Below are 13,291 nucleotides of genomic sequence, written 5' to 3'. Positions count from 1 at the left end.
ACCGTGCCGCGCGCCGCGCATCGGTCCGTTGTCGCATGCGATGGATACGCAATCGCGCGATCTGTTACCTGCGTTCTGGTCGATCGACGCGCGCTCAAGCACCCTATGCCGCCGGTCGGCGCAGGCTGCCGGTTGCACTCGAGGTGTCAACGACGTGGATGACAGTCGCATGACGGTCGCGCGTCGTGTTGTTTCCCCCGCAACCCTATCGAGCATGATCATGACCACGACGCGTTCCCTGAAAGCCAGCGCGCATGCTGCTGGTGTTATCGCCCTGATGACCGCCGCCATGGCGATCGCCGCCGTCCCCGCGGCGCCACAATGCAGCGTGCCGCAGGCCTGGGCGCTTCCGACCGCGGCCACCGTGGTCGGCAACGGCACGCAGGCCAGTTGCAACGCCGGCGCGCTGGCCAGCGCCGCCGCGCAAGGCGGCTACATCACCTTCAATTGCGGCGCCAAGCCGACGAGCATCGCGGTCGCCCGTTCGATCACCATCGCGGCGGCGACACCCACCGTGATCGACGGCCAGGGCAAGATCACCCTGGATGGGCGTCAGTCCGCCCGGATCCTGCTGGTCAACGCCGGCAGCGCACTGTCGGTACGCAACCTGAAACTGCAGAACGGCAGCTCGGTGCAGCCGGCATCGAACCAGTCCTACGATCCGGGCACCTGGGGCGGCGGCGCGATCAAGGTCGGCTACCGCGGCAAGCTGGAAGTCATCAACAGCCAGTTCCTGGCCAACCGCAGCAGCATTGGCGGCGGCGCCATCTTCGCCGGCAGCGACGCCGAGGTGACCATCGTCCGCAGCGGCTTCTACAAGAACAGCTCCTGGCTCGGCGGCGCGCTGTATACCCAGCTCAGCCGGCTGACCATCGTCGGCTCGGAATTCGCCAACAACCAGGCGATCAACGCCCCGCAAGGCTTCCCCGATGCCGGCAACTTTGGTGGTGGCGGCGCGATCGACACCGATGGCGCGTCGCTGGCCGGCTATCTCAAGGGCGGCGTCGGCAGTGGCGGCACGCTGGCGATGTGCGGCACCGTGGTCCGCAACAATGTCGCCGCCAACGGCTCCGGCGGCGCCACGCTGTGGGCGTACGCGCCGGACACCATCGACGTGAAGTACTCGACCTTCGCCAACAACGTCGCCACCGGCGGCCCGGGCGGCGGCGCGCGCATTAGCATGGGCTTCACCGACACCTCGCATGCCGGCACCGCCATCACCACGCCGGGCACCATCACCGTCGCCGAGACCAGCTTCCTGTCCAACAAGGCGCAACAGGGCAACGCCGGCGCGCTGTACCTGGATTGCTACGGCGCCTGCGATGTCAGCAACAGCACCTTCTATGGCAACTCTGCGAAAGGCGTGGGCGCGGCCATCCAGCATGTCGGCTGGCAGCCGGCCAACGGCGACCAGGGCAGCCCCAGCGTGCGCTTCAACAACGTCACCTTCGCCGAGAACACGCCGTGGGTGACGCTGTTCGGCGACAGGTTCGACCTCCGCAACAGCATTCTGTATTCCAAGACCGAGCGTGTGTTCTGCAACAACCAGAACAACACCGGCAACAACCTGATCGAGTACTCGGCCAAGGGCGCGGTCTGGCCGAACGCTTGTCTGGCCGCGGGCAACGTGAAAGCGGCCGATCCGCTGCTGTCGGCCCCCGCGAACAACGGCGGACCGACCCTCACCCAACTGCCTGCGGCCAATAGCCCCGCGCTGAACGCCGGCAGCAACTGCACGGCCATCGATCAGCGCGGCAATCCCCGCACTACCAGCGTGTGCGATCTCGGCGCGGTGGAGGTCAAGTAATTCGGCTGGCCGTCGTTAGCTGCACGCCAATGCGTGGTCGCGCCGGCCTGGCCGGTGCGACCGCGCGTCCGTCGCCGGGATAAGGAGAGCGTGCGGCGCCGCCGCTTCCCGCGGCGATGCTTAGATCCGGCAATGCGGCACCGGGCGGCGCGATGGTGCCGTGGTGCCGCACCGCGCTGGTGTGGGTCGCAGACCAGTCCGTGCCGCATGCGGCCCCACGCCGAGCGATCGTGTGCTCGGCATGCGCCGCACCCTGTCCGCTGCGCCTGCCGACGTCCGTCAGGCGGCGGCCGACGCCGCACAGTCCTCATCGTTGCAGGCAGGACGCGCGTTGCAGCGTGCGCCAACAACGTCGTTCGAGCCTGCCGCGCGCGCCGCGGGCAATACGGTGGCGTATCTTCTTTCGTGGGCATCGGCGGTGCCGCGCGATGGCGCGGCGCCGGCCACGTCTGTGCATGCGACTTTCCAGATTTGGGACCTGGGTCGCTCGCTTGGGGTCAAGTTCGCGACGCCGATACCGATAGAGGTACCCCCCCTCGCGAGTCCCCCGATGCACTTCTTCCACTCCTTCAAGGTGAGTCAGCGCCTTGCGCTGTCGTTCGGCCTGCTGATCGTGCTGCTTGGCGCGTCCTCTACCTTGGCGCTCTACCAGTTCCACACTGTGCGCCAGGCGGTCGACAAGATCGTCCACGAAAACAATCAGAAGACCGGCCTGCTGTACACCATGCTGCGCAACAATATGAGCGCGGAGCGGTACCTGCGCGACATGATGCTTTCGCCGGCCGACAAGCGTCCGGCCATCGCCGCCAAGATCCAGGAGATCCGCGCCGACAACGACCGCCGCCGCAAGGCTCTGGACGCGCTGCCGGGCACGCCGGAAGGTCTGGCCATGCGCAAGGAGATCCATGCCGCGCAGGCGGCCGCACGCTCGGTCAACAGCCGGGTATTGGCGTTGGCCAGTTCCGGCGAGATCGAGGCGGCCAGGCAACTGCTGTACGGCGATGCCGCGCCGTTGCTGGCGCGGCGCGTGGAGGTGATCCAGAACGCGGTCGATCTGCAGATCCGGCAGAACGCGCTCAGTTCCGAGCAGATCCAGGCGGCCCTGGTGTTCAGCAATCGTGCCTTGATCGGGTTCGGCCTGCTGGCGGCGGTGCGCGGCGCGACCTTGAGCGTGCTGATCACGCGCAGCCTGGCCGGGCCGCTCGGGCGCGCGACCGAAATCGCCGAATCCATCGCCCAGGGCCGGCTGGACCATCGGATCCCGCCGCAGCCCAAGGACGAGACCGGCCGCCTGTTGACCAGCATGGACCGCATGCAGGCGCAGCTGCAGGCGGTGATGGCGGCGCAATCGCAGGTGGCCAGGCACCACGAGCGCGGCGACGTCAGCCAGCGCATGGACGAGCACGCGTTTCCCGGCGAGTACGCGCGCATGGTGCGGGAGAGCAATGCGTTGCTGGACATGCACGTGAGCCTCCAGCAGCGCCTGCTGGAGATCATGGGACGCTATGCGATCGGCGACCTGTCGCAGGACATGGATCGCCTGCCCGGCGAGCAGGCCGCGCTCACCGAGACCATGGACCAGGTCAAGCGCAACCTGTCGGCGATGAATGCCGAGATCGGGCAACTGGTCGATGCCGCGGCCGCCGGCGACTTCGCCGTGCGCGGCGACACCGCGCGCTTCCAGTACGACTTCCGCGACATGGTCGAGGGGTTGAACCGGTTGATGGCGACCACCGACGGCAATCTGCAGGCGCTGTCCAGGCTGCTGCAGGACATCGCGAGCGGCGACCTGACCACGCGCATGGAGGGGCAGTTCCAGGGCGTGTTCGCGCAGATGCGCGAGGATGCCGATGCCACCGTGGCCCAGCTGACCGGGATCGTCGGCCGCATCCAGCATGCGTCCGGGCAGATCACCGGCGCCGCCGGCGAGATCGCCGCCGGCAACGCCGATCTGTCGCGCCGCACCGAGCAGCAGGCCGCCAGCCTGGAGGAAACCGCCGCCTCGATGGAGGAGCTCACCTCCACCGTGCGCCAGAACGCCGAACGCGCCAGCCAGGCCAATCAGCTGGCCATCGGCGCGACCGCGGTGGCGTCGCAGGGCGGCGCGGTGGTGGCCCAGGTCATCGACACGATGAACGGCATCCAGACCTCGTCCAGGCGGATCGCCGACATCATCGGCGTGATCGACGGCATCGCCTTCCAGACCAACATCCTCGCGCTCAACGCCGCGGTGGAGGCGGCGCGCGCCGGCGAGCAGGGCCGCGGGTTTGCCGTGGTCGCCAGCGAAGTGCGGGTGCTGGCGCAGCGCTCGGCCGAGGCCGCCAAGGAGATCAAGCAGCTGATCGACGACTCGGTGAGCAAGGTGGACGCCGGCTCGCTGCTGGTCAACAGCGCCGGCAGCACCATGCACGAGATCGTCGTCAGCGTGCAGCGCGTGACCGATTTCATGGCCGAGATCTCGGCCGCTTCGCAGGAGCAGTCGAGCGGCATCGAACAGGTCACCCAGACCATCACCCACATGGACCAGGCCACCCAGCAGAACGCCGCCCTGGTGGAAGAAGCCTCGGCGGCGGCGCAGGCGATGGAGGAGCAGGCGATCCAGCTCAGCGAAGCGGTGAAGGTATTCGTCCTGTCCGGCGGCAGCGGGGACCTGGCGGCGCGGCGCCAGGCCAAGTCCTTGGGCACGGCCGGTCCCTCGACCTCCCGGCGTGGTCCGCGTCAAGTGGCGCCGTTACTGGTCGAACACGCCTGCTAAGGACGCAGAGACGGCGCGCGCTGCTGACCGCAGCGCGCTCGCCACGCTTCTCCCCGGGTTCCCCGGGGAGAAGGGGGCACGGCGTACGTTCGCAGCGTGGAATCGTGGTCCGCGACGGCTCCGCCGGCGCCACGCTGTGGGCGGTTGAACGTCTATCATCAGACGGCGTGGTGGAAGCGCCACGTCAGCCAACAGAATGAGAGATCACCACCAGAACGGCAGCGCCGGCGACGTGCCATGGCCTGCAGGTGTGCTTCAGGATCAGCCAACGCTCACCGCAGTAACTCAACAACACGCCAACACTCGCGATGATGGGTGTCGTCACGGCGGACCATTCGCCACGGCGATCGTGGGCCAGCGCGATCAGGCCGTGACGCGATGCGAGTTCGTTCAGAACGGCGCCCAGTACCCAACCGCCGGACACGAGCAACAGCCAGCCGAAGACGGTCCTCATCAGGCGTTGATCCCTGGAAAGATCCCGCATCAGTCTAATCCCAGGGTCGGCAGCGACAGCAGCGTCACGATGAACGCGTAGAGCAGATCGACGGCCCTGCTACAGTGCGCGCGGCATGCGCCGAAGACCGCAGGAGCGACCGTGAACGAATCCGATGCCTACGTGTACGACGAGATCCGCAAATGGGTCTGGTCCGGGTTCTACTCCCAGGACGAGATCCAGGAGATGATCGAGGACATCCTGGAAGACGACTGCGACGAGGCGATGCTGCGGGCCTCGGTCGCCAGCCAGTGGCAGGCCAAGCAGCAGGCGGAACAGACCTGGCCGGCGCAGACCGATTGCGACCGGCTCGATGCGCTATTCGAGCAACTGCACGAGTCAGGCATCTGCGCGCTGGCCAATGCCGGCTACACCATGTCCGACGGTCATGTGGAAGTGAACCAGGCGGTGACCGACGCGCCGGACCGGCGCTATCACGGTTACTGCTTCTATCACGGTCAGGACATGGAGCGCGCCATCGATGGCGCCGGGCTGATGCTGGCGTTCGGCGATCTCGACGGACGCGAGGAGGCGGATCTGGCGGTCGGCCAGCAGGTCGCGGCGGCGTTGCGTGAGGCCGGCTTCACCGTGGACTGGGACGGCACGCCGCGCAAGCGTCTCGATCTGCCGGCCTTCGTTTGGCAACGCCGTTTCGACTGGGATTGATGCTCGCTGACGCGAGGCGCTGCGGCGGGCTGCGCGTCGCGGGTCCGCTGGCTACAATCCGGGTCCTGCCCGCCGCACCGCGGTGTGCGGCAGGCATTCGATGGAGATGCGCTTGATGGAGCAGATGTTTCCCCGCAGTCGCCGCGCGGCGCGGCGCTGGACCGGTCCGCGCCTGGCGCCGCGTGCGGCCCTGCTGCTGGCCACCGCGTTGCTGGCCGCCTGTGCCGGCGCGCATTCCTCTTCCCCCTCGATCACCCCTGCAGACAAGGAGCGGGCCATGGCGGAGATGACGCCAGAGCAACTGACACAAGGCGTAGTACGGCTGATCCTGGCGATCGGCGGCAAGCAGGATCTGGCCGGCGCGCAGGTCGCCGCGCAGACCGGCGTGCAGGTCGAGGACGAGGGCGGGCATGCGTTCAGCGCCTCCGGTACGCTGGCCGGCGGTGGCGGCTATACGCTGGAATCGGTCGCCGATGCCGACGCTGTACCGCCGTCGCGGCTGGACCTGCGCTTCACGCCCGCCCCGGGCGCGGCGCCCACGCAATGCACGCAGTCGCTGGCCGGGTATCGGCAGGCGCTGGTCGCGGCCGGCTTCGTGCCGCGCTGGATCGCGCCGCCGCGTCAGGGCAGTGCGGGCCGCTGGCATTTCGAGCGCGGCGCGGTGACCGTGTACGCCTTCGTCGGCAAGGACGCCGGCGAACACGACGCACAGGCGTGTGTGGAGATGCTGCAGATTCTGGTCGACGCATAAGGAGCGCGGAGATGGCACACGACGACGAACGCCTGAAGGGCATGGTCGACACCTTCGCGCAGGCGCATCCCAAGGAAGGCCAGGCGCTGCGGCAGATGCTGGACAACACGCCGGAATTGCGCTCACGCGTGGAACAGGCGGTCGCGCAGGGCCAGGTGTCCGGCTTCGCGCCCAGCCCCGAAGCGGGCACCGGCTCGTACAGCCCGCGCACCGGGCAGATCGAGTTGCCCATGGACGTGCTCGGTACGGCCAAGATGAACGCGCCGCGCGACGACTCGGCCAACACCGCCCGCATCGTGCTGGGCCACGAAATCGGCCATGCGATCAACAAGGCGGCCATCGACCGCAGCAACGCCGCGTTCGCCGCCAAGGTCGACGGCATCGCCGCGTCGCCCTCGCCGCACGACTACACCGCCACGCTCCAGGCCTACGGGCAGGAGCAGCGCACCCGCGAGGCCAAGGACGAGATCGCCGGGGTCAACACGCTGGCCGACTACGTCACCCGCAACAACCCCAAGGCCACGCTGAAGGACCTGTACAACGCCAGCAGCGAGATGGCGAGCTACATCGACAAGCAGGGCGTGGGCAGCAAGGCCACCTACACCGCCAGGGACGGGCTGAGCTTCGGCAAGGATCTGAAGATCGACGCCGACAACCCCCGCAACGTGGAGGCGATGGGCAAGCTGTTCTACGACGCGCGCGGCTATCCGCAGAACTACGGCGAGCGCGCGCTGGCGCAGATCGCCAACGCCGAGGACCGTGCGCAGGCGCAGCACCCCGAGCGCACGCCGCCGGCGGTGCATGCCGACCTGAAGGCGGTCGGCATCGATGCCGCGCAGGTGCCGCGCGACCTGCTGCCGGCAGGATTCCGCGACGGTCCCGCACCGGCGCCCGCGCCGGCACCGAAGCCCGAGCCGCAGGCGCAGCCGCCTGCGCCGCGTGCCGGCGAGCCAGCCGCCGCGCCGGGTGCCGCCGACCGTGCCCTGCACGACCGGGTGCGCGATGGCGTGTCGCAAGCGGAACAGGCAATCGGCAAGGGCTGGGACGACAACAGCGAGCGCATGACCGCCAGCCTGACCCTGTTGGCCAGGCAGAACGGCTTCAGCGAGCGCGACCAACTGTCGGTGGGCTTCAACCGGCCCACCGCCGCTCACCAGGGCGGCGAACTGGCGTTCGTGTACCGCAACGGCGGCGATGTCTCGCCCGATCCCTACGCCAACCGCGCGCACATGCCGACCAGCGAGGCGATCGCGCGGCCGGCCCAGGAAACCTACCAGCAGCTGCAGCAACTGGGAGCGCAGCAGGGCCTGGCGCAGCGCCAGGCGCAGGAGCAGGAACAGGCGCTGCAGGCCTCGCAACAGGGCCCGACGCGGAGCGATCCGCCGCAGGTGCTGAGCCGCTGAGCACAGTGGCCGGCGGGACGCGCCCAGCGCCCGCTGCCGTTGCGTTGTGCCATGGTCCCGGCAGGCCGCGGCCATGGCATGCGCTTCGCGCGACCTCCGCCGAGGCGGAAGCGCGGCGCTATGGCGCGTGGCGTCGCGCCGGGATTACGGCTGCCAGACCAGGTTCTGGGTCTTCGGATCGGCGGTGACCTTCTCGACCTTGCCGGTACCGTCGAAGGACACCTGGAACTCGTTGAAGCTGTCGAGCCAGTAGCGCCACAGCGGTGCGTCGAGGCTCGGGTTCTCGCTGCTGATCGGATAGCCCAGCGCCATCAGCACCTGTTCGCGGGTCATGCCCTTGGTCACGCGGTTGGCGGCGATCGCCTCGCGGATCTTCGGCGGGTAGGCCGCCAGCTTCAGCGTGGGATCCTGCGCGACCACGTAGCGCTGGGCGAACGCCTCGTTGCCCAAGTCGCGGCTGTAGTCGTTGCCGATCGACTGCTTCTTGCCGTCGATCAGCACATTGACCCGATAGCGGCCGTAGCCGGTCACCTGCACCGGCGTGCCGGCCGGGATCACCCGCTTGCCGTCTTCGGCGTAGTTGCTGTCGCTGATCCAGCTGCCGTCGCTGCGCATGTTGCAGCACAGGAAGCCGGAGAACTTGGGATCGGCCGCCGCGGCCAGGTGCGGCAGGGCCACCGCCAGGGCGAGGGCGAGAACGAACGGGGAACGGAACGAACGCATGCTGACTCCTTTCGGCGCGGCGATCCTGCCGCGGGTGGCACGAGGGTGGGAGGAGGCCGCCTCCGCCGCGGCCCCCGCGCGCATTGTGCCGCCTGGCCTGCGCCGGGCATAGCGGCGCGCTGCACGGTGACGGCGGACCGGTGGCCTGTGTATGCTCGAACCTCGTGGACACCCTGACGCCCGCCGAGATCTCCCTGCGCATCGACGCCCTGCGTCGCGAGCACCGCGCGCTCGACGAACAGCTGCAGCGCATCCCGGCCAATCTGGACGACGAGCTGGAAGCCAAGCGGCTGAAGAAGCGCAAGCTGCAACTGAAGGACTGCATCCTGCGCCTGGAGCATCTGCTGATTCCCGACGAACCGGCGTGAGCGCGGCGACCTTCTTCAGCGTCGGCCATTCCACGCGCAGCCTGGAGACCTTCCTGCAGATCCTGCAGGACGCGGGCGTCACCCACCTGGCCGACGTACGCGCGTTTCCGTATTCGCGGCGGTTCCCACAGTTCGACGGCAGCGCGCTGGCGCCGGCGCTGGCCGCCGCGGGCATCGCCTACCGGCATTTTCGCGCCCTGGGCGGGCGCCGCGGCAAGCAGCCGGGCGTCGATCCGCAGCGCAATGGCCACTGGCGCAGCGTCAGCTTCCACAACTACGCCGACTACGCACTTGGCGCCGAATTCGCCGACGCGCTGACCGAGTTGCAGGCCTTCGGCGACAACGGCGCCTGCGCGGTCATGTGCGCCGAGGCCTACTGGCGCCAGTGCCACCGCCAGATCATCTGCGACCACCTGCTGCACCATGGCCATCCGGTGGTGCATCTGATCGATGTCGCCCGTAGGGAGCCGGCCACGTTGAATCCGGCCGCACGCAGCGATGCGCAGGGGCAGTTGATCTATCCGCCCGAGGCCGCCGATGCCGGCCCGCGCACCGGGGATCTGTTCGACGCCTGAGCCGCGTCGCCGTGGTCGCAGGGCGTCAGGGTGTCCTGCGCGTTCTTCGATTCCCCGCGGAGCGCAACACGCACGGCGGCGTCAGGCTCAATCCTGCGGGACCGACGGCACCGCGACCGCGTTGCTGCGCGGCGTATCGTCGGTGCTGACGAGCGTAGTGGTCTTCTGCCCGTTCGCTCCGTCCTGGGTGGCGGCGAGCAGGCGCAGGGGCTGGCCGCGGTAGCGGTACTCCAGCGCCTGCTGCAGCTGGTCCAGCCGCGTCACGCGCGCGCACAGCGCCTCGGCCTTGCGCTCGATGCCCTTGCTGCGCGCATCCAGTCGTGCCTCCAGGGCGGCATCCATGCGGTCGGCGCGTTCGCCGATGGCCTCCGCGCGGCCGGTCACGACCTGCCAGAGCACGTGACGGGTGATGCTGCTCACGAAGCCCTCCACCTGCGTCTCGACATAGTCCTCGAACCGGTCGTCGAACGCCTCCTGGTCCCAGCGCCCCTGGCCGAGCGTGCCGTCGACATAGGTGTTGGCGCGCGTGCGCAGGCGTTCGATCTTGCGCGCATTGCCGGCGCTGCCGGTCAGCATCTCCACGACCGAGCCGAGCACGTCGTAGCTGAGATCGACCACCTCGTGCGAGAGGTCGGTCACCTGCGGCATCAGCGCGCGCGTCTCGCGTTCCATCTCCAGCAGCCGCTGCGCATCGGCATCGCCGATCTGCTGCACCCGATGATCCACGCTCAGTTCGCCGGCATGGAAGAAGATCTCGCGCGGCCCCTCGCCATCGCTGCGGGTCAGCCAGATGCCGCCGCTGTCGGCGAGCACGTTGAACGGCGTGCTCAGGCCGCACTGGCGCGAGGACACCTGCGGCCGATGATCGCGCTTGCTGCCGTCGCTGTCATCGCCCTGGTCGGCCAACGCGGTTCCGCTGGAGGCGGCGAGCAGCAACAGAGCGAAGAAAGGAGCTGTGCGCATCGCCGGAACCCATATCGGGGAATTCCGGGCATGCTCGCGGCGGCGCCGGCCCGCGGTCGCGTGTCGGAAGTCACTGTGCCGCGCCGCAGTGACAGCGGGCGCCTTCATGTTTGGCGCGTCGCCACGCGCCGCGCCGTCGTGATAGAAGGGCGCCCTCGTGTTCAGCGCGTCGCCACGCGCCAGGATCTCACCGCGTCACGACTGCAGGTGCAGCACCTCCGCCTCAATCCTGCGGTACCGGCGGCTCCTCCACCTTCGCCGCTTCCGGGCTGACCCGCTCGATGGTGTGGCGCAGCTCACGGCCAAGAATGAACTTGGCGTCCTTCGCCCACGCATCCAGCCGCTCGTCGAACACCAGTTTGCTGTTCTCGTCCGGCCACACCAACTTCAGTTCGCGCAGTTTCTGGATGAAGCCCCGGAACAGGGTCTTGTCGAAGAATTCCGGCGCGGCCGGTGCGTACAGCAGGCTCAGGCGTTGCGCGGCCTGCTGGCACAGGCTCTCCAGTTCGCCGGCGCCGAGCTTGCCCGGGCCGTTCTTCACCAGCACCGAGATGGCGATGTAATAGCGCTCGAACGCCTGTTGCAGCGAGTGGCCGATGGCGCGCAGGCGGAACACTTCGTCGGTCTGGCCGGTGTTGCGCGCCAGCACGCTGCCGTCGTCCTCGTTGAGCTGCAGCAGCAGGCCTTCGCGCACGAACACCTCGATGGTGCGTTCGATGCGCTCGGCGAACTGGTCCTCGCTCCACGGCAGGAACAGTTCCGACTGCAGGAACGGGTACACGGTGCGGCCCAGCCGCAGCAGGCCGGCGCGGCTCATGCGGCGGTTGTTCTGGAAGCAGCAGGCCACCCACGAGGAGGCGGTGAACAGGTGCAGCACGTTGTTGCGGAAGTAGCTCAGCAGCACCGCGTTGTCGCCGTTGACGCTGAGCACGTCGCCCAGCGGGTGCGGCGTGCGGGTGAGCACATTGATCTCTTCGGCGTGGGCGATGATGCGCTCGGGCGAGTGCGGGGTCACCGTGACCCGGTCCGAGTACGGCAGTTCTGCCAGCAGCTTCTTGCACAGTTCGATCTGCGCGATCAGGTCGGCCTCGCCCATGGCGTGCTTGGGCGTGGACAGCAGCGCCAGTGCCAGCAGGTTGACCGGATTGACGTCGGCGGCGGCGTTGATGTGCACCTGGATCTGCTGCGCCAGCGCATCGACGGTGCCGTTCAACCAGGCCGGCTTCTCGTCCTCGCCCAGCGGCCGGCCGTCCCATTCCGGCGCGCGCTGCGCCAGCACCTGGCTCAGCGGGATCGGTTCGCCGAAGTTCACCACCACCTGGCCGTAGTTCTGCTTGAGCACCTTGGGGATGCCCCACAGCAGCGCCCAGATCGATTCCTTCTCCTTGGGCCGGCCGCTGAGTTCGTCGAGGTAGCTGTTGCCCTCCATCAGCTTTTCGTAGCCGACGTAGATCGGCTGGAACAGCACCGGCTTGCGCGGCTGGCGCAGGAACGCGCGCAACGTCATCGCGATCATACCGCCCTTGGGCTGCAGCAGCCGGCCGGTGCGCGAGCGGCCGCCTTCGATGAAGTATTCGATCGAGTAGCCGCCGGCCACCAGCTGCGCCACGTACTCGCTGAGCACCGCCGAGTACAGCGCGTTGCCCTTGATCGAGCGGCGGATGAAGAACGCGCCGCCCTTGCGCAGCAGGGTGCCGACCACCGGCAGATTGAGGTTGATGCCGGCCACGATGTGCGGCGGCACGATGCCGCGCTCGTACAGCAGGTAGGACAGCAGCAGATAGTCCATGTGGCTGCGGTGGCTGGGCACGTAGATCACTTCGTGCCCGGGCGCGGCGTCCTTGAGCTTGTCCAGGTGGTGGACCAGCACGCCGGCGTAGATGCGGTTCCAGACGTGGGTCAGCAGGAAGCTGGCCGAGCGCACCACCGGGCTGGAGTAGTCGGCGGCGATCTCCCAGGCATAGGCATGCGCCTTGCGCCAGGCGTCCACCGGCTTGCTGTTGTCGCGCTTGGCCTGCGCGGCGATCGCCTCGCGCACCGGCTCGGCGGCCAGCACCTGGTCCACCAGCAGGCGCCGGGTCGACAGGTCCGGGCCGATCACCGCCTCGCGGATGCGCCGGAAATGGGTGCGCAGCACGCGCTGCAGCTTGCGCACGGTGCGCTCGGGCGGCAGCCCTTCCTCCACCGTCTGCCGCATCGACACCGGCGGGGCGAAGCGCACGATGGTGCTGCGGCCGTTGAGCAGCACGCCGAGCAGGCGCCGGAAGCTGCCCACCAGCGCCCAGTTTTCCGAGAACAGCACGGCGAACCAGCCGCTCTGCTTGTCCGGGGCGCGGCCGACGAAGATCGACACCGGCACCAGGTGGATGTCCAGGTCCGGGCGCTCGCGGTGCGCCTGCAGCAGCTTGGCCAGCGAATCGGAGTGGGTCTTGGCGCCGCGCTGCTCCGGCAGCAGGGCGTGGTTGCTGCTGCGCCGGGACAGCGCCAGGTAGGCGCGCTTGCGCCCGAGCGGGTCGCCGGGCAGCGGCACCAGCGGCGAGGGCAGGCCGGATTCGCGGCAGGCCTTGTCCAGGATCAGCGCGTTGGACAGGCCGTAGTCCTCCAGCACGTACACCACCGGGCGGCCGTCGTTGTACTGGCCGGGCTCGGCCGGCTCGATCTTCAGGCCCAGCCAGGGGTCGGCCAGACGGCCGAGCAGGCGCGCCCACAGCGGTCCCTTGGCCTGGCGTGCGGCGGTCGCCGCCACCGGCAGGGGGGAGGGAGCAGAGGTCGAGGAGGGGGAAGCGC

The 13,291-nt window shown here is 68.9% G+C and carries 11 protein-coding genes; 7 read left to right on the top strand and 4 right to left on the bottom strand.

Annotation, left to right across the window (positions count from 1 at the left end; genetic code table 11):
* The first annotated feature begins 214 nt into the window (after window positions 1–214).
* Window positions 215–1,807 (top strand): choice-of-anchor Q domain-containing protein, encoded by a 1,593-nt coding sequence (locus tag ACP93_RS16195; protein WP_082143508.1) that lies wholly within the window; start codon window positions 215–217, stop codon window positions 1,805–1,807.
* Between the two features lie 550 nt (window positions 1,808–2,357).
* The gene (locus ACP93_RS16190) at window positions 2,358–4,562 is read left to right on the top strand and encodes a methyl-accepting chemotaxis protein (protein WP_053069781.1); all 2,205 of its coding nucleotides are present in this window, start codon (window positions 2,358–2,360) and stop codon (window positions 4,560–4,562) included.
* Window positions 4,563–4,746: 184 nt separating this feature from the next.
* On the opposite strand, the gene ACP93_RS16185 is transcribed toward ACP93_RS16190, so the two are convergent.
* Window positions 4,747–5,016 carry a hypothetical protein gene (locus ACP93_RS16185; RefSeq protein WP_048491698.1) on the bottom strand — a complete coding sequence of 90 codons (270 nt, stop codon included), beginning with the start codon at window positions 5,014–5,016 and terminating at the stop codon, window positions 4,747–4,749.
* A 141-nt stretch (window positions 5,017–5,157) separates the two neighbouring features.
* Between ACP93_RS16185 and ACP93_RS16180 the strand changes: the two genes are divergently transcribed.
* The 3 genes from ACP93_RS16180 (at window position 5,158) to ACP93_RS16170 (ending at window position 7,875) form a co-directional block, all read left to right on the top strand.
* Window positions 5,158–5,721, top strand: coding sequence for a DUF6891 domain-containing protein (locus tag ACP93_RS16180; protein ID WP_048491697.1), 564 nt, complete (start codon window positions 5,158–5,160; stop codon window positions 5,719–5,721).
* A 124-nt stretch (window positions 5,722–5,845) separates the two neighbouring features.
* A complete protein-coding gene (locus ACP93_RS16175) occupies window positions 5,846–6,472 on the top strand; it encodes a hypothetical protein (RefSeq protein WP_228136073.1) in 627 nt (208 codons plus the stop codon).
* A gap of 11 nt (window positions 6,473–6,483) precedes the next feature.
* Complete coding sequence (locus tag ACP93_RS16170; protein ID WP_048491696.1) at window positions 6,484–7,875, top strand: XVIPCD domain-containing protein; 1,392 nt, start codon at window positions 6,484–6,486, stop codon at window positions 7,873–7,875.
* A 144-nt stretch (window positions 7,876–8,019) separates the two neighbouring features.
* On the opposite strand, the gene bamE is transcribed toward ACP93_RS16170, so the two are convergent.
* A complete protein-coding gene (gene bamE / locus ACP93_RS16165) occupies window positions 8,020–8,598 on the bottom strand; it encodes an outer membrane protein assembly factor BamE domain-containing protein (protein WP_048491695.1) in 579 nt (192 codons plus the stop codon).
* Between the two features lie 164 nt (window positions 8,599–8,762).
* Between bamE and ACP93_RS16160 the strand changes: the two genes are divergently transcribed.
* On the top strand, window positions 8,763–8,966 hold the full coding sequence (locus ACP93_RS16160) for a YdcH family protein (protein ID WP_017908896.1): 204 nt from the start codon (window positions 8,763–8,765) through the stop codon (window positions 8,964–8,966).
* Complete coding sequence (locus tag ACP93_RS16155; protein ID WP_048491694.1) at window positions 8,963–9,541, top strand: DUF488 domain-containing protein; 579 nt, start codon at window positions 8,963–8,965, stop codon at window positions 9,539–9,541. The genes ACP93_RS16160 and ACP93_RS16155 overlap by 4 nt, the downstream gene beginning before the upstream one ends.
* Before the next feature lie 87 nt (window positions 9,542–9,628).
* Here ACP93_RS16155 and ACP93_RS16150 read toward each other — a convergent pair whose 3' ends face one another.
* Together ACP93_RS16150 and plsB are read right to left on the bottom strand one after the other, a co-directional pair.
* The gene (locus ACP93_RS16150; protein WP_048491693.1) at window positions 9,629–10,477 is read right to left on the bottom strand and encodes a DUF2884 family protein; all 849 of its coding nucleotides are present in this window, start codon (window positions 10,475–10,477) and stop codon (window positions 9,629–9,631) included.
* Between the two features lie 250 nt (window positions 10,478–10,727).
* A partial coding sequence (gene plsB, locus ACP93_RS16145; RefSeq protein WP_048491738.1) for a glycerol-3-phosphate 1-O-acyltransferase PlsB occupies window positions 10,728–13,291 on the bottom strand: 2,564 nt, incomplete at its 5' end.

Origin of the sequence: Xanthomonas sp. NCPPB 1128 (assembly GCF_001043115.1) — a bacterium.
In the GTDB taxonomy this organism is placed as follows: domain Bacteria; phylum Pseudomonadota; class Gammaproteobacteria; order Xanthomonadales; family Xanthomonadaceae; genus Xanthomonas_A.
The sequence above is the reverse complement of the archived record's forward strand: the minus strand, read 5'-3'. Positions and strand labels throughout refer to the sequence as shown.